24 protein-coding genes are annotated in these 23,068 nt (G+C 71.4%); 5 read left to right on the top strand and 19 right to left on the bottom strand.

Annotated elements, in window-relative coordinates; all coding sequences use genetic code 11:
• Nucleotides 1–268: 268 nt before the first annotated feature.
• Both tyrS and ACZ61C_RS24890 read right to left on the bottom strand, forming a co-directional pair.
• Complete coding sequence (gene tyrS, locus ACZ61C_RS24895) at nt 269–1,543, bottom strand: tyrosine--tRNA ligase (protein WP_465310200.1); 1,275 nt, start codon at nt 1,541–1,543, stop codon at nt 269–271.
• A gap of 32 nt (nt 1,544–1,575) precedes the next feature.
• Nucleotides 1,576–2,214, bottom strand: a complete 639-nt coding sequence (locus ACZ61C_RS24890; RefSeq protein ID WP_465310199.1) for a DNA-3-methyladenine glycosylase — start codon at nt 2,212–2,214, stop codon at nt 1,576–1,578.
• A gap of 105 nt (nt 2,215–2,319) precedes the next feature.
• Between ACZ61C_RS24890 and ACZ61C_RS24885 the strand changes: the two genes are divergently transcribed.
• Genes ACZ61C_RS24885 through ACZ61C_RS24875 form a run of 3 tightly spaced genes read left to right on the top strand, consistent with a single transcriptional unit; the run spans nt 2,320 to nt 4,180 of the window.
• Nucleotides 2,320–2,874, top strand: coding sequence for a hypothetical protein (locus tag ACZ61C_RS24885; RefSeq protein WP_465310198.1), 555 nt, complete (start codon nt 2,320–2,322; stop codon nt 2,872–2,874).
• Nucleotides 2,871–3,536: a DUF4166 domain-containing protein gene (locus ACZ61C_RS24880; protein WP_465310197.1), complete on the top strand. Its 666-nt coding sequence runs from the start codon at nt 2,871–2,873 to the stop codon at nt 3,534–3,536. The genes ACZ61C_RS24885 and ACZ61C_RS24880 overlap by 4 nt, the downstream gene beginning before the upstream one ends.
• Nucleotides 3,533–4,180, top strand: a complete 648-nt coding sequence (locus tag ACZ61C_RS24875) for a TetR family transcriptional regulator (protein WP_465310196.1) — start codon at nt 3,533–3,535, stop codon at nt 4,178–4,180. Before ACZ61C_RS24880 ends, ACZ61C_RS24875 begins: the two co-directional genes overlap by 4 nt.
• Here ACZ61C_RS24875 and argH read toward each other — a convergent pair.
• From argH to argC, 8 genes are read right to left on the bottom strand one after another with little or no spacing between them, the layout of a single operon-like run.
• Nucleotides 4,173–5,588 (bottom strand): argininosuccinate lyase, encoded by a 1,416-nt coding sequence (gene argH / locus ACZ61C_RS24870; RefSeq protein ID WP_465310195.1) that lies wholly within the window; start codon nt 5,586–5,588, stop codon nt 4,173–4,175. The two genes, ACZ61C_RS24875 and argH, sit on opposite strands and share 8 nt — an antisense overlap.
• 30 nt (nt 5,589–5,618) lie before the next feature.
• Nucleotides 5,619–5,876 (bottom strand): argininosuccinate synthase, encoded by a 258-nt coding sequence (locus tag ACZ61C_RS24865; RefSeq protein ID WP_465310194.1) that lies wholly within the window; start codon nt 5,874–5,876, stop codon nt 5,619–5,621.
• Nucleotides 5,873–6,373 (bottom strand): arginine repressor, encoded by a 501-nt coding sequence (locus tag ACZ61C_RS24860; protein WP_465310193.1) that lies wholly within the window; start codon nt 6,371–6,373, stop codon nt 5,873–5,875. Before ACZ61C_RS24860 ends, ACZ61C_RS24865 begins: the two co-directional genes overlap by 4 nt.
• Nucleotides 6,370–7,296 carry an ornithine carbamoyltransferase gene (argF, locus tag ACZ61C_RS24855; RefSeq protein ID WP_465310192.1) on the bottom strand — a complete coding sequence of 309 codons (927 nt, stop codon included), beginning with the start codon at nt 7,294–7,296 and terminating at the stop codon, nt 6,370–6,372. The genes ACZ61C_RS24860 and argF overlap by 4 nt, the downstream gene beginning before the upstream one ends.
• Nucleotides 7,296–8,498, bottom strand: coding sequence for an acetylornithine transaminase (locus ACZ61C_RS24850; protein ID WP_465310191.1), 1,203 nt, complete (start codon nt 8,496–8,498; stop codon nt 7,296–7,298). The genes argF and ACZ61C_RS24850 overlap by 1 nt, the downstream gene beginning before the upstream one ends.
• Nucleotides 8,495–9,412 (bottom strand): acetylglutamate kinase, encoded by a 918-nt coding sequence (argB, locus tag ACZ61C_RS24845; RefSeq protein WP_465310190.1) that lies wholly within the window; start codon nt 9,410–9,412, stop codon nt 8,495–8,497. The genes ACZ61C_RS24850 and argB overlap by 4 nt, the downstream gene beginning before the upstream one ends.
• Nucleotides 9,409–10,569, bottom strand: a complete 1,161-nt coding sequence (argJ, locus tag ACZ61C_RS24840; RefSeq protein WP_465310189.1) for a bifunctional glutamate N-acetyltransferase/amino-acid acetyltransferase ArgJ — start codon at nt 10,567–10,569, stop codon at nt 9,409–9,411. The genes argB and argJ overlap by 4 nt, the downstream gene beginning before the upstream one ends.
• Nucleotides 10,566–11,594: an N-acetyl-gamma-glutamyl-phosphate reductase gene (argC, locus tag ACZ61C_RS24835; RefSeq protein ID WP_465310188.1), complete on the bottom strand. Its 1,029-nt coding sequence runs from the start codon at nt 11,592–11,594 to the stop codon at nt 10,566–10,568. Before argC ends, argJ begins: the two co-directional genes overlap by 4 nt.
• An 84-nt stretch (nt 11,595–11,678) precedes the next feature.
• Here argC and ACZ61C_RS24830 point away from each other — a divergent pair, with 84 nt between their 5' ends.
• Nucleotides 11,679–12,638 (top strand): helix-turn-helix transcriptional regulator, encoded by a 960-nt coding sequence (locus tag ACZ61C_RS24830; protein ID WP_465310187.1) that lies wholly within the window; start codon nt 11,679–11,681, stop codon nt 12,636–12,638.
• Between the two features lie 248 nt (nt 12,639–12,886).
• On the opposite strand, the gene ACZ61C_RS24825 is transcribed toward ACZ61C_RS24830, so the two are convergent.
• Together ACZ61C_RS24825 and ACZ61C_RS24820 are read right to left on the bottom strand one after the other, a co-directional pair.
• Nucleotides 12,887–13,384, bottom strand: a complete 498-nt coding sequence (locus tag ACZ61C_RS24825) for a helix-turn-helix domain containing protein (protein ID WP_465310186.1) — start codon at nt 13,382–13,384, stop codon at nt 12,887–12,889.
• 120 nt (nt 13,385–13,504) lie between these two features.
• Nucleotides 13,505–15,088 carry an alpha/beta hydrolase gene (locus tag ACZ61C_RS24820; RefSeq protein ID WP_465310185.1) on the bottom strand — a complete coding sequence of 528 codons (1,584 nt, stop codon included), beginning with the start codon at nt 15,086–15,088 and terminating at the stop codon, nt 13,505–13,507.
• A 191-nt stretch (nt 15,089–15,279) separates the two neighbouring features.
• On the opposite strand from ACZ61C_RS24820, the gene ACZ61C_RS24815 reads away from it, so the two are divergent.
• Complete coding sequence (locus tag ACZ61C_RS24815) at nt 15,280–15,969, top strand: DNA alkylation repair protein (protein ID WP_465310184.1); 690 nt, start codon at nt 15,280–15,282, stop codon at nt 15,967–15,969.
• A 265-nt stretch (nt 15,970–16,234) separates the two neighbouring features.
• Here the strand turns inward: ACZ61C_RS24815 and pheT are convergent, their stop codons facing one another.
• From pheT to infC, 7 genes are all read right to left on the bottom strand, one after another.
• A complete protein-coding gene (gene pheT / locus ACZ61C_RS24810) occupies nt 16,235–18,802 on the bottom strand; it encodes a phenylalanine--tRNA ligase subunit beta (RefSeq protein ID WP_465310183.1) in 2,568 nt (855 codons plus the stop codon).
• Nucleotides 18,802–19,866, bottom strand: coding sequence for a phenylalanine--tRNA ligase subunit alpha (pheS, locus tag ACZ61C_RS24805; protein ID WP_465310182.1), 1,065 nt, complete (start codon nt 19,864–19,866; stop codon nt 18,802–18,804). The genes pheT and pheS overlap by 1 nt, the downstream gene beginning before the upstream one ends.
• A 124-nt stretch (nt 19,867–19,990) precedes the next feature.
• Complete coding sequence (locus tag ACZ61C_RS24800; protein WP_465310181.1) at nt 19,991–20,824, bottom strand: DUF6159 family protein; 834 nt, start codon at nt 20,822–20,824, stop codon at nt 19,991–19,993.
• A gap of 50 nt (nt 20,825–20,874) precedes the next feature.
• Nucleotides 20,875–21,663, bottom strand: a complete 789-nt coding sequence (locus tag ACZ61C_RS24795; protein ID WP_465310180.1) for a TrmH family RNA methyltransferase — start codon at nt 21,661–21,663, stop codon at nt 20,875–20,877.
• A 23-nt stretch (nt 21,664–21,686) separates the two neighbouring features.
• Nucleotides 21,687–22,061, bottom strand: coding sequence for a 50S ribosomal protein L20 (gene rplT / locus ACZ61C_RS24790; protein WP_086672344.1), 375 nt, complete (start codon nt 22,059–22,061; stop codon nt 21,687–21,689).
• A 67-nt stretch (nt 22,062–22,128) separates the two neighbouring features.
• Nucleotides 22,129–22,323 carry a 50S ribosomal protein L35 gene (gene rpmI / locus ACZ61C_RS24785; protein ID WP_086672342.1) on the bottom strand — a complete coding sequence of 65 codons (195 nt, stop codon included), beginning with the start codon at nt 22,321–22,323 and terminating at the stop codon, nt 22,129–22,131.
• A gap of 66 nt (nt 22,324–22,389) precedes the next feature.
• The gene (gene infC / locus ACZ61C_RS24780) at nt 22,390–23,010 is read right to left on the bottom strand and encodes a translation initiation factor IF-3 (protein WP_086856944.1); all 621 of its coding nucleotides are present in this window, start codon (nt 23,008–23,010) and stop codon (nt 22,390–22,392) included.
• Between the last annotated feature and the right edge of the window lie 58 nt (nt 23,011–23,068).

The raw sequence follows: 23,068 nt of genomic DNA, 5'->3' as shown, positions 1-23,068 counted from the left end.
TAGTTCACTAGCACACTGTTGAGTTCTCAAGCAACACACCCGAGTCGCGCCGCCGTCAAGCGGCCTTACTCGAAGCGAGTTATTCCTAGCAGTTTTTGGTGGGACACCCACTCAATCGCTTCGAGCGAGAGCTTGGTTCGTGTCCCGGCGGCCACCCGGTCTCCCTGGCGACTTGGAGAACTTTACACCCCGTGAAGAGGCCCGGAACAGGGGGGTACCTTAACCGCGTTTCCGCAGGTCAAGCCCCTGTTCCGGGCCTGTCGAGCCGTCAGCCGCCGAGCGCGACGCCGGCCACGTTGCGGCGGCCGCGGCGGACCACCAGCCACTTGCCGTGCAGCGCGTCGCCCGCGGCGGGCTTCCACTCCTCGTCGGCGACCTTCACGTTGTTCACGTACGCGCCGCCCTCCTTCACCGTGCGGCGCGCGGCGCCCTTGCTGTCCACCAGTCCGCCGGCGAGCAGCAGGTCGACGATCGTCGGCTCGCCCGACGGGTCGAGCTTGCCGTTCGGCACCTCGGCCATGGCGGCGTCGAGCGTGCGCGCGTCCAGGTCGGCGAGCTCGCCGCGGCCGAACAGGGCCTGGCTGGCGTTGATCACCTGCCGGGTCTGGTCTTCACCGTGGACGAGCGTCGTGAACTCCTCCGCCAGCCGCTTCTGCGCCGCGCGCAGGTGCGGGCGCTCCGCAGTGTCCTCGGCCAGCGCGGCGATCTCCTCCTGCCCGAGGAACGTGAACATCCGCAGGTAGCGGATGACGTCGGCGTCGCCCACGTTGACGAAGTACTGGTACCAGGCGTACGGCGAGGTCATCTCCGGGTCGAGCCAGAGGTTCCCGCCGCCGGTGGACTTGCCGAACTTGCGTCCCTCGGCGTCGGTGACCAGCGGCGCGGTCAGCGCGTGCGCGCCCGCCCCGTCGGTCCGGCGGATCAGGTCGACCCCGCCGACGAGGTTGCCCCACTGGTCGGACCCGCCGACCTGCAGCTTGCAGCCGTACTTGCGGTGCAGCTGCAGGTAGTCCTGCGACTGCAGCAGCAGGTAGCTGAACTCGGTGTAGGACATGCCGTCACCCTCGAGCCGGCGCTTGACCGTCTCCCGGTTGAGCATGACGTTGACCGAGAAGTGCTTCCCGACGTCGCGCAGGAACTCCAGGACGTTCTGCTCGCCGGTCCAGTTGAGGTTGTTCTCGACGATCGCCCCGGTCTGCGAGTCGTCGAAGTCGACGAACCGCTCGAGCTGGCCGCGGATGCGCCCGGCCCACTCGGCGACGACGTCGAGCGTGTTCAGCGCGCGCTCGGCGGTGTCGCGCGGGTCGCCGATCATCCCGGTCGCGCCGCCGGCCAGCACGATCGGCCGGTGCCCGGCGCGCTGGAAGCGCTTGAGCATGAGCAGCGGGACGAGGTTGCCGGCGTGCAGGCTGGGTGCGGTGGGGTCGAACCCGCAATAGAGCGTCACGGGACCCTGGTCGAGCTCGCGCCGGAGGGCGTCGATGTCGGTGGACTGCGCGATGAGGCCGCGCCAGGACAGCTCGTCGAGGATGTGTTCGCTCACGCCTGTAGATCCTCCCGCACCAGGTCAACCGACTAACTGGCGGGTCGGACCCGGCGCTTCCCGCCGCGGCGGTAGGTGGACACGGCCGCCGAGGCGCCGTCCCAGAACCGCCAGGGAGTGTCGATCGCCGTCGCGACGCCGACGCGGGGGCCGACCCGGATCCGCTCGGCCGGCACGCGCTCGCCGACGCGCAGCCGGACCGGGGACGCCGGGTCGGTCAGGTCGACGCCGTTCTGCGCGCGGTCGATCCGCAGCACCGAGGTGAGGATGGCCGGGCCCTTCGCGAGCTCACCGGTCCCCCGCGCGGCCGGCCGTCGCTTGCGGACGACGTCGAGGCCTTCGACGACTTCGCCGGCGCGGAGCAGCACCGCGCCGGGCAGGTCCTCGTGGGTGCCGACGACGTTCGCGCAGAAGTGCATCCCGTAGACGAAGTACACGTACAGGTGGCCCGCGGGCCCCCACATCACGGCGTTGCGCGGGGTGCGGCCGCGGTAGCAGTGCGACGCCGGATCGTCCTCGCCGCGGTAGGCCTCGACCTCCACCAGCCGGACGCCGACCGTGCCGTCGGGGCCGTCGGCCTCCAGGACCGAGCCGAGCAGCAGGTGGGCCAGGTCGACCGGGTCGAGCGCGAGCTCCTCGCGGGTGAACAACCGGCCTGCTTCGCCGCTCAAGCGCGCTCCTCCCTCGGAATCTTCCCGATCAGCCTAACCCTTGAGCGATCGCTCAAACTTCTCTACAGTCGATTTGAGCAGTCGCTCAAACCGAGGGGAGCCGAGATGAAGGCGCTGTACGTCGAGACCGTGATCCGCACGGACCTGGAAACGCTCTGGCAGCACACCCAGGACCCCGCACTGCACCGGCGCTGGGACCTGCGCTTCACCGACATCAGCCCGTTGGCCCGGCCCGGCGGCCATTTCCGCTACGAGTCCCGGTTCCTCGGGGTGGTGGTCACCGGTGTCGGCGTGAGCGCGGCGTCGCGCACCTGGCCGGACGGCTCGCGCACCTCGGTGCTGCGGTTCGCCTCCGCCGACCCGCTGTCGCTGATCAGCGCGGGTGCCGGGTTCTGGCGCTACACGCCGGTGGACGGCGGCGTCCGGTTCGTCACCGGGTTCGACTACGGCACGCGCTGGGGACGCTTCGGACGCCTTGCCGACCACGTGTTCCGGCCGGCCTTCGGCTGGCTGACCGCCTGGTCGTTCGACCGGCTGCGGCTCTGGCTGGAGACCGGGACCCCACCGGAAGCGCAGCCCCTGACCGCGCCCTCCGCCGCCCGCTGCGTGCGGACCCGGCCGCGTGACCGCGTCGAGGGCCGGATCGGGGTGCCGGCGTGAGCGTCTTCGAACGCGCGCTCGGCGCGGACTTCGCCGACCTGCACCCCCGCGTCCGGGAACGGCTCGCCCTCACCGGCGGGCGCGGCATGGTCGGCCACGGCGTGATGGACCGGATCTGGCGCGGCCCCACCTTCGTGCTGCCGTTCCTGTGGCTCGGCTCGACGCGCCACATCCTCTTCCCCGACTGCGGCCGGAACGTGCCGTTCACCATCGAGAACTACCCGTACGTGGACCGGAACGGCCGCGAAACCGTGTCTTTCGTGCGCACCTTCGAGTTCCCCCGGCGCCGGCGGCGCTTCGACGCGCAGATGGTGCACAGTCCCGGGCGCGGGCTCGTCGACTACCTCGGGACGCACCAGCACCTGGCCGTCGACCTCGCGGTGTCGGTGCGCCCGGACGGCGGGTTCCGGATCCGCACCGGCGAGTTCCGGCTGCACGAGGGCCCGGTCCACAGCGGGCTGCCCAGGGTGCTCACCGGGACCGCCCAGGTCGACGAGTGGTTCGACGCGGCCAGTGGCGACTTCCGGATCGAGGTCGCCGTGGTCAACCCGCGCTTCGGGCCGGTGTTCGGGTACGAAGGCCGGTTCAGCGCCCGGTTCGTCGACGTCCGGGGCGGAGTCGGCGGTGCGGTGAAGCCGCTCCGTGAGAGGGTCATGGGGTGACGGGCCGGAGCTCCAGTTCGCAGGACACGAAGCAGCGGCTCGTGGACGGCGTGCTGGACGTCATCCGGCGCCAGGGCATCACGGCCGTCTCGGCGCGGTCGGCCGCCACCGCCGCGGGCGCGAACCAGGCGCTGGTCTTCTACCACTTCGGCAGCGTCGAAGAGCTCGTCGCGCAGGCCTGCATCCTCGCGACCGAAGCCCGCGTTTCGGTTTACCGCGAACGGTTCGCCGCCGTGACCACGGTCCGCGAGCTGCTGGAGCTCGGCCGCGAGATCCGCGTCGCCGAGCGTGCGGAGGGCAACCTGGCCGTGCTGGCCCAGACGCTCGCCGGCGCGCAGGGCAGCGAGCGGCTCGCCGAAGCGACCCGCGAGGGCCTGGACAAGTGGATCACCGAGGTCCGGACGGCCCTCGAGCGCGTGCTCGACGGGTCACCGCTGGCCGAGCTGGCGGACCCCGCCGGGCTAGCCCACGCTGTGTCGTCCGGGTTTCTCGGGCTCTCGCTGTTCGAGACCGTCGACCCCGACGGCGCCGAGCAGGCCGTCACCGCGCTGGAACAGCTCGCCGTGCTCGTCGACGTCCTCGACGGGCTCGGCCCGGTGGCCACGCGGGCCGTCCGGGCCAAGCTCCGCAAATCCCTCAGTTGAGCCACTGACGGGCTGCGGTCACCCGCTCTTCCAGCCGGGCGCGCTGCTCGGCCACGCGCTCCGGCGCCGTGCCGCCCCGGGCGTTGCGGGACTTCACCGAGCCTTCGACGGTGAGGACCGCGCGCACCTCAGGCGTGAGCGAAGGGTTGATCTTCTCGAACTCTTCGTCGGTCAGCTCGTCGAGGCCGACCCCGCGGGACTCGGCGACGCGGACGCTTTCCCCCGCCGCTTCGTGCGCGACGCGGAACGGGACGCCTTGGCGCACCAGCCATTCCGCGATGTCCGTGGCCAGCGTGAACCCGGCCGGGGCCAGCTCGGCGAGCCGGTCGGTGTGGAAGGTCAGCGTCGCGAGCATGCCGGCGATCGCCGGGAACAGGAGCTCGAGCTGCTCGACCGAGTCGAACACCGGCTCCTTGTCCTCCTGCAGGTCGCGGTTGTAGGCCAGCGGCTGCGCCTTCAGCGTGGCCAGCAGGCCGGTGAGGTTGCCGATCAGCCGGCCCGCCTTGCCCCGGGTCAGCTCCGCGACGTCCGGGTTCTTCTTCTGCGGCATGATCGAGCTGCCGGTGGCCCAGGCGTCGTCGAGCGTCACGTAGCCGAACTCGGCGGTGTTCCAGATGATCACCTCTTCGGCGATCCGGGACAGGTTCACCGACAGCATCGCGACGGCGAAGGCGAACTCGGCGACGAAGTCACGCGAAGCGGTGCCGTCGATGGAGTTCTCGACGCTCGTGGTGAATCCCAACTCCGCGGCGACCGCCTCCGGGTCGAGCCCCAGCGACGAACCGGCGAGCGCGCCGGAGCCGTACGGGGACTCGGCGGTGCGGGTGTCCCAGTCCTGCAGCCGCGAGACGTCGCGCAGCAGCGCCTGGCCGTGGGCCATCAGGTGGTGCGCGAGCAGCACCGGCTGGGCGTGCTGCAGGTGGGTCCGGCCGGGCAGGATCGCGTCCGGGTGCCGCTTCGCCTGCGACACCAGCGCGTCGACGACGTCGAGCGTGCCCGCGACGACCCGGCGGGCGGCGTCCCGCAGCCACATCCGGAACAGCGTGGCGACCTGGTCGTTGCGCGAGCGGCCGGCGCGCAGCTTGCCGCCGAGCTCGGTGCCGGCCCGCTCGAGCAGGCCGCGTTCGAGGGCCGTGTGCACGTCCTCGTCGGCGATCGTCGGCGTGAAGGCCCCCGCCGCGACGTCCTGGGCGAGCGTGTCCAGCGCGGCCAGCATGCCGCTCAGCTCGGCCTCGGTGAGCAGGCCCGCCTTGCTCAGCACGCGGGCGTGCGCGCGGGACCCGGCGATGTCGTAGGGCGCCAGGCGCCAGTCGAAGTGCGTCGACGCGCTCAGCGCCGCCATGGCCTCCGCCGGACCGCTGGCGAACCGGCCGCCCCACAGCTGCACCGGCTGCTCGTTCCCGCTCACTGTTCTCGCTTCTCCTCGGTGTTCGTGTGTTCAGGCGACCGTGATCCGGCCGTCGTACAGGACCAAGCGGACACTGGCATATCCGCGGCCGGTCCGCCGTTCGAGTGCGGCGCACGCTTCGCCGCGCCCGATCCGCTGCGCCTCACCTCGTGCGCACAGCATCCGGTGCGCTTCGGCGACGGAGACGGTCTCTCCGTCGATCGCCACCGGGACCCCGCGGTCGAAGGTGACCACGACCTCGTCCGGCGCGAGGAATTCGCCCTCAGCCGGGAAGAAGTCGCCGATCATGGTGTTCCTTCGTCCGCCGATCGTTGGGCGAGCGCGGCAAAGCGTTCGGCCAACCCTTTGCCCGTCAACGGTTCCCGCGCGATCACGGCCACCGTGTCGTCCCCCGCGATCGAGCCGACGACCTCTTCCAGCGCCGCCCGGTCGATGGCGCTGGCCAGGAACTGCGCCGCGCCGGGCGGGGTCCGCAGCACGGTCAGGTTGCCCGACGAGTCGGCCGAGACCATCAGCTCCGCCAGCAGGCGGGAGAGCCGCGAAGTGCCGCCCTGCACCCCACGCAAGGGGTTGCCGTCCTCGGGGATGACATAGACCGGCGCGCCGGAGTCCGGACCGCGCAGCTTGACCGCGCCGAGCTCGTCGAGGTCACGCGACAGCGTCGCCTGCGTGACGTCGATGCCCTCGGCGGCCAGCAGCTTCGCGAGCTCGGTCTGGCTGCGGATGGTCATCGTGGCCACCAGCTCGGTGATCCGCGCCTGGCGGCCCACCCGGCTGCTGGTCATCGCCGGCTCTCTTCGAACAGCCAGACGAGCAGCGCCTTCTGCGCGTGCAGCCGGTTCTCGGCCTCGTCCCACACCGCGCTGGCCGGGCCGTCGAGCACCTCGTCGGTGATCTCCCAGCCGCGGTGCGCCGGCAGGCAGTGCAGCACGATCGCGTCTTCGGCGGCCTTCTTCAGCAGCTCCGCGTTGACCTGCAGGGCGCGGAACGGGCCGACCCGGTCGAGCCCGTCGTTCTCCTGCCCCATCGACGTCCACGTGTCGGTGACGAGCACGTCCGCGCCGTCGACGGCCGCGTACGGGTCGGTGAACACCGTGGCGCTGCCGCCGGTCTCGTGCCCGCGCTTCTTCGCGTCCAGCATGACGCCCTGGTCCGGCTGGAAGCCGACCGGCGAGACGACCCGAACGTGCATCCCGGCCGTCGTCCCGCTGAGCAGCAGCGAGTGCGCCATGTTGTTGGCGCCGTCGCCGAGGTAGACGAGGGTAAGGCCCTCGAGCTTCCCCTTGCGCTCGCGGATCGTCATCAGGTCGGTGAGCGCCTGGCACGGGTGGAACTCGTCGGTGAGCGCGTTGACCACGGGGATCGACGCGGCCGAGGCCATCGCCTCGATGCGCTTCTGCGCGAAGGTCCGCCACACGATGCCGTCCACGTACCGCGAGAGCACGCGCGAAGTGTCCTCGATGGTCTCTTCGCGGCCGAGCTGCATCGACCGGCCGTCGACGATCACCGGGTGCCCGCCGAGCTGGCTGATGCCCACCTCGAACGAAAACCGGGTGCGGGTCGAGTTCTTCTCGAAGATCGCCGTGATGGACCGCCCGGCCAGCGCCTTGTTGCCGAGCGGGTCGGCCTTCAGCGCATCCGCGAGGTCGAGGATGGCCTTCTGCTCGGCGGGACTGACGTCGTCGTCGCGGAGGAAGTGGCGGAGCATCAGTCGGAGTCCTTCGTGGTGGAGTCGAGTGCGTTCGGGAGGGCCGCGAGGAAGCCGTCGGCCTGCTCGCCGTCGAGCACGAGCGGGGGCGCGAGCCGGATGGTGTCCGCGGCGACGGCGTTGACGAGGTAACCGGCGTCCTGCGCGGCCTTGGCGACCGCTCCCGAGACGGGCTCGCGCAGCGCGATGCCGAGCAGCAGCCCGGCGCCGCGCACCCCGGCGACGAGCGGGTGGCCCAGGGCCTCGACCCCGGCCGCGATGTCCTTGCCCAGCGCGGAGACGTGGTCGAGGAGGTTGTCCGCGGCGATCGTCTTCAGCACCGCCAGGCCGGCCGCGCAGCACACCGGGTTGCCGCCGAAGGTGGTGCCGTGCTGGCCGGGCTTGAGCAGCTCGCCCGCCGCGCCGACGCCGATCACCGCGCCCAGCGGCAACCCGCCGCCGATGCCCTTCGCCAGCGTGATGACGTCCGGCACGATGCCGGCCTGCTGGTAGCCGAACCAGGTGCCGAGCCGGCCGAGGCCGGTCTGCACCTCGTCGAGCACGAGCAGCGTGCCGGTGGCCTTGGTGATCTCGCGGGCGGCCTGCAGGTAGCCGTCCGGCGCCGGGATCACGCCCGCCTCGCCGAGGACCGGCTCCAGGAACACGGCCGCGGTGTCGGTGTCGACGGCCGCCTTGAGCGCCTCGACGTCCCCGTACGGCACGTGCTCGACACCAGGCACCAGCGGCTTGAACGGGTCGCGCTTGCCGGGCTGGCCGGTGAGCGTCAGCGCACCCATGGTCCGGCCGTGGAACGCGCCTTCGGCCGCGACCACCTTGGTGCGCCCGGTCAGCCGGCTGATCTTCAGCGCGGCTTCGTTGGCCTCGGCGCCGGAGTTGACGAACAGCACCTTGCCGTTGCCGGTGAGCCCCGCGACGTCGAGCAGCGCCTCGGCGAGCTCCACGGCGACCGGGTTGACGTAGAGGTTCGAGGTGTGGCCGAGCTGCTTGATCTGCTCGGTGACGGCGTCGACGATCGCCGGGTGGGCGTGGCCGAGCGCGTTGACGGCGATGCCGCCGACCAGGTCGACGTAGGCCTTGCCGTCGGCGTCCCACACCTTCGCGCCTTCACCGCGCACGAGCGTCAGCGCCGGGGTGCCGTAGTTGTCCATGACGGCGGACTGCCAGTGCCGCTGGCCATCCACATTGGACTTGAGGTCGGTCACGGGAGCTCCGTTTCGGGGAAGACCATGGTTCCGACACCACGGGAGGTGAAGACCTCCAGCAGCACCGAGTGGGCGAGGCGGCCGTCGATCACGTGCGCCCGGCGCACGCCGCCGCGGATGGCGCGCACGCACGCCTCCATCTTCGGGATCATGCCGCTGGCCAGGCTGGGCAGCATCGGCTCGAGGTGGTCGACGCGGATGCGGTCGATCAGCGACGACCGGTCCGGCCAGTTCGCGTACAGGCCTTCGACGTCGGTGAGCACCACGAGCTTTTCCGCTCCCAGCGCGGCCGCGAGCGCGCCGGCGGCCGTGTCGGCGTTGACGTTGTGCACCACACCCTCGACGTCCGGGGCGACCGTGGACACCACCGGGATGCGCCCGGCGTTGACGATGTCGAGCACGGCGTCCGGGTTGACCTCGGCGACCTCGCCGACCAGGCCGATGTCGACCTGCTCACCATCCACAGTGGCCTGTTTGCGCTCGGCGGTGAACAGCCGGGCGTCCTCGCCGGAGATGCCGACCGCGTACGGCCCGTGGGCGTTGATCAGCCCGACCAGCTCGCGGCTGACCTGCCCGGTGAGCACCATCCGGACGATGTCCATCGTCTCCGGCGTGGTGACGCGAAGGCCGCCCTTGAACTCGCCTTCGACCCCGAGGCGGGTGAGCATCGCGGTGATCTGCGGGCCGCCGCCGTGCACGACGACCGGGCGCAGGCCGGCCAGCCGGAGGAACACCATGTCCTCGGCGAAGGCCGCCTTCAGGCTGTCGTCGATCATCGCGTTGCCGCCGTACTTGATCACGACGGTGGCGCCGTGGAACCGCTGCAGCCACGGCAGCGCCTCGATGAGCACCCCGGCCTTCTCGGCCGCCGTCGCGAGTCTTTCGTCCGCGGAAATCAGTGCCTCCTGGGTCATGAGGAGTACGCGCTGTTCTCTTCGACGTAACCGTGCGAAAGGTCCGTGGTGTAGATGGTCGCCGCGCTCGCGCCGACGCCGAGGTCGACGACGATCGTGATGGCCCGGCCGGTGAGGTCGGCTTCCGACCGGTCGGAAGCGGGCACACCCTGCGCGAACAGGGTGACGCCGTTGATCGCGATCGAGACCGTCTCCGGGTCGATGCGGGCTGGGACGCGGCCAAGCGCCATCGCGATCCGGCCCCAGTTCGGGTCGGAGCCGAACAGCGCCGTCTTGACCAGGTTGTCCTCGGCGATGGTGCGCGCGACCGCGATCGCGTCGGCCTCGGACGCCGCGCCCCGCACAGTGACGTCGACGTCCTTCGTCGCGCCCTCGGAGTCCGCGCGCAGCTGCAGCACCAGGTCGTGGCTGACGGTGGTGAGCAGCTCGGTGAGCTCCGCCTCGGTGGGTTCGACCCCGCTCGCGCCGGAGGCCAGGACCAGGACGGTGTCGTTGGTGGACGTGCCGCCGTCGACGTCGAGCCGGTCGAAGGTGACGTGAGTGGCCGCGCGCAGGGCGCGGTCGAGGGTTTCCTTGTCCACCACGGCGTCGGTGGTCAGCACCGACAGCATGGTGGCGAGGTTCGGCGCGAGCATGCCCGCGCCCTTGGCGAACCCGCCGACGCTCCAGCCGCCTGCGTGCTTCGCGAAGGCCTGCTTGGGTTTGCTGTCGGTGGTCATCACGCCGGTGGCGGCGTTCAGGCTCGCCTCGGCGCCGGTGTCGAGGGCCTTGACCGCACTGTCCACTCCGGACAGGACCGCGGCCATCGGCAGCCGTTCGCCGATCAGCCCGGTGGAGCAGACGGCGACCTCGATCGCGCCCGTCTCCAGGGCTTCGGCGACCTTCTCGGCCGTGGCGTGGGTGTCCTGGAAGCCGCCCGGCCCGGTGGCCGCGTTGGCGCCGCCCGAGTTGAGGACGACGGCCTTGAGGCGCTGCTGCTTGAGCACCTCCTGCGACCACAGGACGGGCGCGGCCTTGATGACGTTGCGGGTGAAGACGCCCGCCGCGACGTCGAGCGGGCCGTCGTTGACGACCAGCGTGAGGTCGAGCGCGCCGGAGGCCTTGATCCCGGCGGCGACGCCGGCGGCGCGGAAGCCCTGGGGGCCGGTGACGGTCACGGTGCCACTCCTACGGTCGAAAGGCCGGTGGTCTCGGGGAAGCCGAGGGCCAGGTTCATCGACTGGACCGCGCCGCCGGCCGTGCCCTTGGTCAGGTTGTCGATCGCGGCGACGACGACCAGGCGGCGCGCGTCGGTGTCGACGGTGACCTGCAGCTGGACGTTGTTCGAGCCGAGCGTCGCCGACGTCGTCGGCCAGGCGCCCGCGGGCAGCAGCTGGACGAACGGCTCGGCGTCGTAGGCCTTCTCGTACGCGGCGCGGGCGGCGGCCTCGTCGACGTCGTCCTTCAGCGGGGCGCTCGCCGTGGTGAGGATGCCGCGCGGCATCGGCGCGAGCACCGGGGTGAAGGACACGGTGACCTTCTCCCCCGCGACGGCCGAGAGGTTCTGCGCGAACTCCGGGGTGTGGCGGTGGGCGCCGCCGACGCCGTACGCGCTCGCGGAGCCCATGACCTCGGAGCCGAGCAGGTTCGGCTTGAGGCTCTTGCCCGCGCCGGAGGTGCCGGTGACCGCGACGACCGTGACGTCCGGGGTGATCAGGCCCGCGGCGAAGGCGGGCGCGAGGGCCAGCGAGCCGCCGGTCGGGAAGCAGCCGGGCACGGCGACGCGCTTGGCGCCGACGAGCTTCTCGCGGGCGCCGGGCAGCTCGGGCAGGCCGTACGGCCACTGGCCGGCGTGGTCGCCGCCGTACCAGCGCTGCCAGTCGCCGGCGTCGGCGAGGCGGTGGTCGGCGCCGAGGTCGACGACCAGGACGTCCGGGCCCAGCTGCGCCGCGATCCCGGCCGAATGCCCGTGGGGCAGGGCCAGGAACACGACGTCGTGGCCGCCGAGGGTCTCCGGTGTCGTCTCGGCGAGGACGCGGTCGGCGAGCGGGACGAGGTGGGGCTGGTGGCCGCCGAGCCGGGTGCCGGCGCTGCTGGCGGCCGTGAGTGTGCCGATTTCGACCTCGGGATGGGCCAGGAGCAGGCGCAGGAGCTCGCCGCCCGCGTACCCGCTGGCGCCGGCCACCGCGATGTTCACCGTCATACGCATGATTATGCACGCCCTTGCAAGGCTAAACAAACAGGATTCCCGGGAAGTGGTACCCGCCACCTTGGGATGCTGGACGCCATGACGGACACCCCGGCGCGGCTGCTCGGCCTGCTTTCGCTGCTCCAGACGCCGCGGGAGTGGCCGGGAAGCGAGCTGGCCGACCGGCTCGGCGTCAGCCCGCGCACGATCCGCCGCGACGTCGACCGGCTGCGTGAGCTGGGCTACCCGGTGGAGGCCAGCCGCGGGGTCGCGGGCGGGTACCGGCTGGTCGCGGGCACGGCGATGCCGCCGCTGGTGCTCGACGACGAAGCCGTCGCGATCGCGGTCGGGCTGCGGACCGCCGCGGGGCAGACGGTGTCCGGGATCGAGGAGGCGTCGGTGCGGGCGCTGGCGAAGCTGGAGCAGGTGCTGCCGGCCCGGCTGCGCCGCCGGGTGGGCACGATCGGCACGGCGACGGTCACGGTGCCGGCCGCCGGCCCGGTCGTCGACCCGGCCCAGCTGACGACGTTCGCCGGCGCGATCACCAACCACGAGACGGTCCGGTTCCGCTACCGCGCGAACGACGGCACCGAGACCCGCCGCCGAGCCGAGCCCCTCCGGCTGGTGGCGGCCGGCCGCCGCTGGTACCTGGTGGCGTACGACCTCGACCGGGCGGACTGGCGGGTGTTCCGCGCCGACCGGGTCCGCGACGCCCAGGCAACCGGCGGACGTGCGGCGCCACGGAAGCCACCGGCGACGGACCTGGCGGCGTATGTCGTCGAACGGCTCTACGACCTGGCCCCGACGTACCGCGCGGTGGCGGTGCTGGCGGAGCCGGCGGCACGGGTGGGCCCCCGCCTCGGCGCGGCAGCCGACGAGCTGACCGACCTCGGCGACGGCCGGTGCCGGTGGCGGAGTCGCGGGGACACCTTGGACTGGCTGGCTTTCCGGTTGCTGGGGCTGGGGTGCGCGTTTCGGGTGGAGGAACCGCCGGAGCTGGTCGAGCGGTTGAAGGTGCTCGCGGCTCGCGCTGCCGAGGGGGCTGGACTGCGGGAGTGACCGGTCGCAGGACAGCGGCCGGTCGGTTGCGTTCTTGCGGGCGCGGAAACGCTGGAGTGGGGTGGGCAGACGCCAACCCGCGCCACCGCGAAAGCAAGACCACGGGAGTGACCGGCGGCGGTGACCGCATACCCGTTGCGGGAAAAGGACTTCACCGATCGAAAACTGGACTACTGCTTGCAGGCGCACTTGAAACCTCCCCTGGTGCCGGTGGGCCGGCCCGGCACGGACCGGCCCACCGGCGATGGTCAGCTCGGTTCGGCTTCGTCCAGGTCCGTGCGCCTGCTCGGCGGCACCGGGAGGTAACAACCCGGGTTCTCCGGGTCGCAGCCCACGCGGGGCAGCCGGGCGCGGATGCCACCCGGGGTGCGCTCGAAGTGCGTCGCGATCGCCGCCACGCTCTCGCCCGCGATCCAGCGGTTCTCCAGGTCCGCGTCCATCTCCTCGTTCCACGGGCGGCCCTGCTGGGCGGGCCGCCCCGCGGATCTTCGCCGCGGCGCCCGGCCGCCGCCGGTGGCGGACAGCAGGCCGTCCGTCACCAGGTCGGCGACCGTGGCCGCCACCGCGACGTCCAGGTCGAGGCTGCCCTCGGCGACCGCTTCGCCGCCGGGGCCGCCGGCTTCCAGGGTGATCATCACCCTCGTGTTCGGTTCGCCGCGGTCGTCTTCCGTCCTGGTCGAGACCACGATCCGGTAGGTGTTCTCCTGGGCCCGGACCTCGGTCCGGCGCTCTTCGATGATCGACATGCCACGAAGCTAGCGCGCACCCCCGACAATTTTCGGCCACGCCCTGCTCACGGCCGGTTTCTCTCCGCACACAACGGTGCCCCGGTCCGGGACCGGGGCACCGTGGTCAAAAGAACCGGCTCAGAAGTGCAGCAGCTGGGCCAGCGTGCTCTGCTTCTCCGTCGCGGCCTTCGCCGAGCTGTCCGACTTCTGCGCGGCGGCTCCGTCGGGCACCGGCGGCGGAACCGGGCTGCACTGCGCGTCCGAGTGGTTGCCGGGCTGGCGCTTCGGCAGCTTGCCGGTGGCCAGGTAGTCGGCGATCTTGTCGTCCACACAGGACACCCCGGACAGCGAACCGGCGTGCGTCGTGCCGCCCGGCGCGCTGATCAGGCTCGAGTTCGGGAACCGCTTGCGCACCTCGAGGCTGCCCGCGTACGGCGTCGCGGCGTCGAGCTCCTCGCTGATCAGCAGCGCGCCGGCCACCTTGCGGCCGTCGATGTCCACCGGCTTGCCCGCCTTCGCCGGCCAGAACACGCACGGCGCGTTGAACCAGGCGTTGCCCCAGGTCTCGAACGGGGCCTTGAAGTGGGTGATCCAGTTGTCGATCCGCCACTGGTTCCAGTTGGTCGGCCACTGCACGTCGGTGCACTGCACCCCGAGGTAGACGGCGAACCCGTTGTCGTCACCGGGCGGGTTCGAGTCGTCGTAGAGCGCCTTCAGCGTCTGCCAGTCACCCTTGTGGACGTAACCGTCGAAGGCCTTGGCCATGTCGACCCAGCCGAAGACGTAGTACCCGGCCTGCAGGAAGACATCGGTCCACTCGTCACCGCCGATGACGCCGCCCGCCGGGTTCTTGGCGAGCTTGCGCTGCGTGTCGTACCAGAGCTTCTCGACGGCGGCGCCGGTCTTGCCGAGGTGGTAGACGTTGTCGTAGGACGCCAGCCAGTCGAAGTAGATCTTGATGTTCTTGTCGAACGCGACGTCCTGGTCGAGGTTGGCCTGGTACCAGACCTTCCGCGGGTCGACGTTGCCGTCGAGCACCATCCGGCGGACGTTCTTCGGGTACAGCGTGCTGTACACCTGGCCGAGGTAGGTGCCGTAGGAGAAGCCGTAGTAGTTGATCTGCTTCTCGCCCAGCGCCTTGCGCAGGCTGTCCATGTCCTGCGCGACGTCGGTCGTCTTGATGTGGTCGAGGATCGCGCCGTTCTTGCGGCAGGCGTTCGCGTAGCCCTTCGAACGGTCGAGCCAGGTCTTCTCCAGCTTCGGCGTGGTCGGCACGTACGCCGGCCGGTTGTAGCTGAAGTAGTTCCCGTCGCAGCTGATCGACGGCTTGCTGGACCCGACGCCCCGCGGGTCGAAGCCGATCCAGTCGTAGTTGTCCCCCGCGTGGTTCGGCACGTACTTGCCGAGCACCGAGAGCCCGAGGCCGGAGCCGCCCGGGCCGCCCGGGTTCACGAGCATGATCCCCTGGGACTGCGCGGTCTTGTGCTTGATCCGCGACACCGCGACGGAGACCTTCGTCCCGCCCGGCTTCGCGTAGTCCATCGGCACCTCGAGGAAGCCGCATTCGGCTCCGGCGGCCTTCAGGCTCGCCGAGTCGCAGGGCCCCCAGGCGATCGGCGCGGGGCTGAACTGCACCCCGGGGTCCGCCGAGGCGGCGGGCGCGGCGGCCATCAGCCCGGCCGCGAGCCCCGCGGCGGCGATGGCGGCAACGATTCTTTTCACAGTCGTCCTTTTCGTCCGCATTCGACAGAGTTCGCCGTATTTCGACGAAACTACCGGCAACCCTGGACAATCTCGTCGACCGCCACGAGTTCCGCCATCCGTCTTTCGTCGGAACCTGCGGTGTCGGCGAACGCCGGAACTGTCGGTGGCCGGCAGTACGCTCCGGTCGCCGGAGCGCGACGGGAGGGGCGATGAGCGCGGACGAACAGCTGGTCAAGGCCATCCGCACCGGGTTGGCCGAGCTGGCCGACCCGGCGAAGGCGCCCGCGATGCAGGCGTATATGAAGTCGGTTATGCCCTTCCGTGGAGTGGCGAAACCTGAGCGGAGCGTGCTTCTCAAGCGGGTGCTGACCGACCGGATACTGCCCGATCGAGTGACATATTCAGCAACTGTCCTGGAGTTGTGGCGGGCGGCCGAATTCCGCGAAGAGCGCTACGCGGCGATCGATCTTTCCGGGCACCGGGCGTATCGGCCGTGGCAGGACCGGGAGCTGATCCCGATGTACGAGGAGATGATCGTCAGCGGGGCTTGGTGGGACTACGTGGACGAGCTCGCGATCCGGCGGATCGGGCCGATCCTGCGCGCCGACCGCGCCCGGGTCACGCCGACCATGCTGGGCTGGGCGGCGGACGCCGATCTGTGGCGCCGCCGAACGGCGATCATCTGCCAGGTCGGGGCCAAGGAGGAGACGGACACCGACCTGCTCACGCGGACGATCGAACCGGCGATCGGTGAGACGGAGTTTTTCCTGCGCAAGGGAATCGGCTGGGCGTTGCGCGAGTACGCGAAGACGGCGCCGGACTGGGTGCGGTCGTTCGTGGACGATCACCCGGGACTGTCGGGCTTGTTGCGGCGGGAGGCGCTCAAGCACATCGGGTGAAAAGTCGGCGGTCGGCGCGTGCGGGGATGGTCGACACGCGTGATTGGACGGTCGACTCGCGTGATTGAAGGGACGACACGCGTACCCAGGCGGCCGACACGCGTGCCTGGATGGACGACTCACGTGATTGGGAGGTCGACACGTGTGACTGGAGGGGCAACACACGTGACTGGCGGGGCATCACGCGTGACTGGAGGGGCATCACGGGCGGTGGAGCTAGCGGCGAGGGGCCGGAGTGGGCCCCTCGCCGTGAGGTGAGGTGGGGTCAGGCGCGGAGGGTTGCTTTGAAGTGCTCGCCGGCCGCGGCGATTGCAGCGTCGCGGGCCTTGGTGGCCTCGTCCACCGTCAGGGTCCGGTCCGCGGCGCGGAAGCGGAGCTTGTACGCCAGGGACCGCTTGCCCTCGCCGACCTGCTCGCCGTCGTAGACGTCGAACAGCGTGATGTCCTCCAGGAGCTCGCCCGCTCCCGTGCGCAGCACTGCCGCGAGGTCCGCCGACGGCACGTCCGCCGCCGCCACCAGTGCGACGTCCAGGAGCACCGGCGGGTAGCCCGACACGCTCGGCGCCGGGCGGGAGTCCGGGAGCGGGATCGCGTCGAGGTCCAGCTCCATCGCCACCGTCCGCGGCGGCAGGCCGAGCGCCTCGACCACCTTCGGGTGCAGCTCACCCGCGTGGCCCACCGGCCAGTCACCGACCCGCAGCTGGGCGCAGCGGCCCGGGTGGAACGGCGGCAGGTCGGCCGACTGCACCGTCAGCTTGATCCCCGCGGCCTCGGCGACTGTCCGGGCGGCCTGCACCGCGTCCGCCCAGTTCGCCGGCTCGCCCTGGCCCCACCAGCCGGCGCGGTGACGCTGGCCGGCGAGCACGACGGCGACGTGCAGCGGCTGCATCGGCACCGCGGCCTCCAGCAGCGCCAGCTCCTCGTCCGACGGCCGGTGCTCGACGCCGAGGTCCGGCACCTTCAGCGGGTTCGGCGCGGGCAGCACCACCTGGCCGATGTGGAACAGCGAGACGTCCTTCATCCCGCGCGAAACGTTGCGCTGCAACGTGTCCAGCAGGCCCGGCAGCAGCGTGGTGGCCAGCCGGTTGCGGTCGGCCTCCAGCGGGTTGCGGACCACGACGGTGTTGCGCCGGACGTCGTCCTCCGGCAGGCCGAAGGCGTCCCACACCGCGTTGTCGATGAACGGGAACGGCCGCACCTCGACGTACCCCGCCTCGGCGAGGGCGCGGGCGACCCCGCGGACGCGCCGCTGGCTGTCGGTCAGGCCGCGGCCGGCCGGGGCGGCCGGCAGCGTCGACGGGATGCTGTCGTAGCCCTCGAGCCGCAGCACCTCTTCGACGAGGTCGGCGGGCTGGCGCAGGTCACCGCGCCAGCTCGGCGGGATCGCCGTGACCAGGCCGGTGCCGTCGTCGCCCGTGCTGACCGAGACCTTGCAGCCGATCTGGCTCAGCCGGCGCACGGTGACGCCGCGCTGGTAGCTCACGCCCGCGACCTTGTCGGGCAGGTTGATCGGCATCTCGACCGCCGGGTTCGGCTCGACCGACCCCTCGTCGGTGCGGCCGGGCCGGATCGACGCGTCGCCGTACTGGCGCAGCAGCCGGGCGGCCAGCTCGACCGCGGCCGCGCACAGCTGCGGGTCGGTGAACCGCTCGAACCGCTTGGCGGCCTCGGAGAACAGCTTGTGCCGCCGCGCGGTGCGGCTGATCGCGGCCGGGTTCCAGTGCGCCGCCTCGAGCAGCACGTCGGTGCTCTCCGGCGTGATCTCGGTGCTCGCGCCGCCCATCGTGCCGGCCAGCGAGATGACCCCGCTGTCGTCGGCGATGACGACGTCGTCCGGGTCGAGCGTGCGCTCGACGTCGTCCAGCGTGGTCAGCTTCTCGCCCGCCTTCGCCCGCCGCACCACCAGGTCGCCCTGGATGGCCTTGGTCGCGAACGCGTGCAGCGGGTGGCCCAGCTCGAGCATCACGTAGTTCGTGACGTCGACGGCCAGGGAGATCGAGCGGATGCCGGCCAGCATCAGCCGCCGCCGCATCCACCACGGGGCGGGCGCGGTCGAGTCCAGGCCGGTGACCCGGCGCAGCACGAACCGCGGGCAGCCTTCGGGGTCTTCGACGTGGACCGGCCACGCGTCACCCTCGGCCGCCGGGACCTCCAGCAGCGCCGGGTCGCCGAAGGGCACGTCGAGGGCGTTCGACAGCTCGCGCGCCAAGCCGCGGATCGACAGCGCGTACCCGCGGTCCGGGGTCGGGGCCAGCTCGATGACCGTGTCGTTCAGGCCGAGCAGCGCCTGGCCGTCGTCACCCGGGCTCGCGGTGCCCGGCGGCAGCACGAGGATGCCGGTGTGGTCCTCGCCGAGGCCGAGCTCGCGCGCCGAGCAGATCATGCCGTCGCTGATCCGGCCGTAGGTCTTGCGGGAGGCGATGGCGAAGTCGCCGGGCAGCACCGCGCCGGGCAGCGCGACGACCACCAGGTCACCCTCGGTGAAGTTGCGCGCGCCGCAGATGATGCCGCGGGTCTTGATGCCGTGCGGGCCCTCGTCGAACTCGCCGGACTCGTCGTCCTCGTCCTCGTCGTCGGCCTCATCGGCGTCTTCGGCGTCCTCGTCGGCCGTCTCGCCGACGTCGACGCGGCAGAACCGGACCGGCTTCTTGAACTCGGTCAGCTCCTCGATCTCGGCCACCCGGCCGACGACCAGCGGGCCGGTCACCGGCCCGAGCTCGCTCAGGTCGTCGACCTCGATGCCGATCCGGACGAACGCGTCGGCCAGGTCCTGCGGCGTGACCTCGTCGCCGATGTCGAGGTGCTCGGTCAGCCAGCTGACTGGGACTCGCACTACGCCTCCGTTCCGAAGGGAAGGGTGAAACGGACGTCGCCTTCCACCATGTCGCGCATGTCCGGGATCCCGTTGCGGAACTGCAGGGTGCGCTCGATGCCCATGCCGAAGGCGAAGCCCGAGTACACCTCGGGGTCGACGCCGCAGGCACGCAGCACGTTCGGGTTGACCATGCCGCAGCCGCCCCACTCGACCCAGCCGGGGCCGCCCTTCTTCTCCTCGAACCAGACGTCGACCTCGGCGGACGGCTCGGTGAACGGGAAGAAGTGCGGGCGCAGGCGGGTCTTGGAGTTCTCGCCGAACATCGCGCGGGCGAAGGCGTCGAGCGTGCCCTTGAGGTGCGCCATGGTGATGCCCTTGTCCACCGCGAGGCCTTCGACCTGGGTGAACACCGGGGTGTGCGTCGAGTCGAGCTCGTCGGTGCGGTACGTCCGCCCCGGGCACACGACGTACACCGGCAGGTCGCGGTGCAGCAGCGTGCGCGCCTGGACCGGCGAGGTGTGCGTGCGCAGCACCAGGCCCGAGTCCTCTTCGCCGACGTAGAAGGTGTCCTGCAGCTGGCGGGCCGGGTGGTCCTTGCCGAAGTTCAGCGCGTCGAAGTTGAACCACTCGGCTTCGAGCTCGGGGCCCTCGGCGATCTCGTAGCCCATGGCGACGAAGGCGTCGGCGACGCGCTCGGAGATGGTGCTGATCGGGTGCCGGGCGCCCCGCGGGACGCGGTCCCACGGCAGCGTGACGTCGACGGCCTCCTCGCGCAGCACCCGCTCGTCGCGCTCCACCTGGAGCTCGGCGCGGCGGGTGTCGAACGCCGACTGGACGGCCTGGCGAGCCTCGTTGACGCGCTTGCCCGCCTCGGCCTTCTCCTGCTTGGGCAGAGCGCCGATCTCACGGCGGGCCAGCAGCAGCGGCGAGTGGTCGCCGAGGTGAGCCGGCTTGACCTCGGCCAGCGCCTCGAGCCCGGTCGCGGCGGCGAACGCCGCTTCGGCGGCCTTGACGGCCTCCTGCAGCGTCTCGGGGGCGAGAACCGCGCCGCCCTGGGCTTCCTTCTCCTTGGCTCCGGACATAACTCCTCGGCGTCCGCTGGGACTGGTCGTTCGCGCTCCGCCGGACACGCGGGGCACGAGAGGTCAAAGGCAGGAAAAGTCTATGGGATCCGGTCGGCGTGCCCTTGGTCGCCCCGGACCGCGCTCAGCGCTCGCGGAACGCGTCGGCGAAGTCGACGGACGCGAATTCGCCGGGGACCACGCCTTCGGCGGCGTAGCGGTACAGCGCCGTCTGGTAGATGCCGGACAGAGTCGTGGTGAAGACCGCCACCAGCAGGGTCCAGACGATCGCCAGCCCGACCGCGACGAAGACGGTGGCCGTGCCGCCGAGCAGGAAACCGGCCCCGAGGAAGACGACGTAACCGGCCAGGGTGAGGAGGAAGCCGACCAGGCCGATGCCCGCGGTGCCGGCGACGTTCTCGCCCCAGGCGCGGCGGAACAGCTCGACCGAGCGCTTGACGCTCACCTTCACGCCCGAGCCCTCCAGCATGACGACGGGCAGCACCAGGAACGTCGTGACGCGCCAGGCCAGGCCGATCAAGCCGCTGATGATGCTGCCGAGGAAGCCGAGCCGCTCCTCGATCGTGCGCAGCACGACACTGACCGTCGCGGTGAGGCCGGCCCAGCCGAGCAGCACCGGCCAGCGCCGGCCCGCCGCGGCCAGGCCCGCGCCGACGCCCGGGATGCCGCCGTCGCCGCGCAGGGCCACGTCGGCCTGGGAGATCAGCGCGGCGTTGAAGAAGATCGTGACGAAGGCCGAGACGAGGTAGAAGGCCGCCAGCAGCACATACGTGCCGACGCTGGGCCGGAAGTGCTCGCCCGCGAGGTCGACGGTGAAGAACGCCGGCGTCAGGAACGCCGCGGCGACCAGCAGGCCGGCGATCCCGGCGAGCACCGGGAACCACGTCAGGCCCTTGTGGGCGCGCAGCACCCGGAACGAGGCGGCGAACAGCTTGAACGAAAGGGCGAGCCTGCCCATGATTTCCCCCCAGGTGACCACAGTGGATACCCGGGCAGCTTAGCGGCCGGTCAGCGGCGCGCCGCCATCGCGCTCGTGTAGACGCAGACGGCCGCGGCGGTGGCGAGGTTCAGGCTCTCCGCCTTGCCGTACAGGGGGATCCGGACCGCGAGGTCGGTCCGCTCGAGGACGTCGGACGGCAGGCCGTGGGCCTCGTTGCCGAACACCCACGCGGTCGGCGTGGTGAGATCCACCCGATCGAGTTCGGCGTCGGCGTACCCGTGGGCCGCGAGGGTGCGGAGGCCGGCGGCCGAACACGCCGTCAGCGCGGCCGGGACGTCGCGGACCCGCGTGACGGGCAGGTGGAACAGGCTGCCGGCGGCCGCGCGGACGCACTTGCCGTTGTGCGGGTCGACGGTGTCGCCCGCCAGGACCACGGCGTCGGCGCCCGCCGCGTCGGCGACCCGGATCACCGTGCCCGCGTTGCCGGGGTCGGCGACGTCCACGAGCACCACCACGAGCCGGGCGCCGGGAGTCACGGCCGCTTCGAGGGGCCGGTCCAGCAGCGCGCAAACGGCCACGATGCCTTGGGGGGTCACGGTTTCCGACAGCCCGTCGGCGGCGCGGTCGGTGATCGGCGAGACGGCGACGCCGGCCGCGCGGGCGGCGTCGACCAGCTCCGCGTGCTGCTCCGCCGCGCGGGCGGTGACGAACAGCTCGTGCACCGTGCCGTACTCGAGCGCCGCCTCGACGGCGTTCGCGCCCTCGGCCAGGAACCGGCCGGTCTTGTCACGCTCCGCGCGCCGGGTCAGCTTGCGCGCAGCAACGACCCGGGGGGTCCGTTCGGTGAACGGATCCACCCCGGGCCGGGGAAAACTGCCGGTCAGGCCGACTTCGCTTCGGTGTTGACGTTGGCCTTGGCGAGCTCGGCCAGCGCGGTGAAGGCGGCGGCGTCGTTGACGGCGAGGTCCGCGAGGATCTTGCGGTCGACCTCGACACCCGCGGCCTTGATGCCCTGGATGAACCGGTTGTAGGTCACGCCGTTCGCGCGGGCGGCCGCGTTGATGCGGGTGATCCACAGCTGGCGGAAGTCACCCTTGCGGGCACGGCGGTCCCGGTAGGCGTAGTTGAGCGAGTGAAGCGTCTGCTCCTTGGCCTTGCGGTACAGCCGCGAACGCTGGCCGCGGTAGCCGCTGGCCAGTTCGAGAGTTGCGCGACGCTTCTTCTGGGCGTTGACCGCCCGCTTGACGCGTGCCACGGGTCCATCCTGTCGATCTCAGGGGGCGAAGGGGACGCCCCGGGTGGTTACAGCAAGTTCTGCGGGATCAGATGCCGAGCAGGCGCTTGACGCGGCCGGCCTCGGTCTTCGCCAGCTCGGTGGTGCCCTCGAGCCGGCGGGTGAGGCGGTTCGACTTCTTCTCCATCAGGTGCCGACGGCCGGCCTTCTGACGGCGCAGCTTGCCCGTGCCCGTGACGCGGATCCGCTTGGACGTCCCGCTGTGGGTCTTCATCTTCGGCATTTCAGTCCTCTTTCGTGCGGCGGCTCACCGGAGAACCGGTGAGCCGCTGACTGTGCTGGTCGGCGTCTACGCGTCGGGGGTCGGCTCGGGGGCCGCCTCGGCCTTCGCCTTCGGCTTCACGTTCTTGTGCGGGGCCAGCACCATGATCATGTTGCGGCCGTCCTGCTTGGCCGACGACTCGACGAAGCCGAGCTCCGTGACGTCTTCGGCGAGCTTCTGCAGCAGCCGGTAGCCGAGCTCCGGCCGGGACTGCTCGCGACCGCGGAACATGATCGTGACCTTGACCTTGTTGCCCGCCGCCAGGAAGCGCGACACGTGACCCTTCTTGGTCTCGTAGTCGTGCTGGTCGATCTTCGGGCGCAGCTTCTGTTCCTTGATGACGGTCAGCTGCTGGTTGCGCCGCGACTCACGGGCCTTCTGCGCGCTCTCGTACTTGAACTTGCCGAAGTCCATGAGCTTGCACACCGGCGGGCGGGCCTGCGGCGCGACCTCGACGAGGTCGAGGTCGTTCTCCTGCGCCAGGCGCAGCGCATCCTCGATCCGGACGATGCCGACCTGTTCGCCGGCGGGGCCGACGAGTCGGACCTCCGGCACCCGGATTCGGTCGTTGATGCGTGTCTCGGAGCTGATGGGGCCTCCTTGGTCCGAGGAATGTTTCCTGTTCTCGTTTCGACCTGGTGCCCACATAGCGAAGGCCCCGACACCGTTCGGTGCGCGGGGCCCACTCTGTTTCCGATCGCATCCG

This window comes from Amycolatopsis sp. NPDC104587, assembly GCF_055583645.1.
The sequence above is the reverse complement of the archived record's forward strand: the minus strand, read 5'-3'. Positions and strand labels throughout refer to the sequence as shown.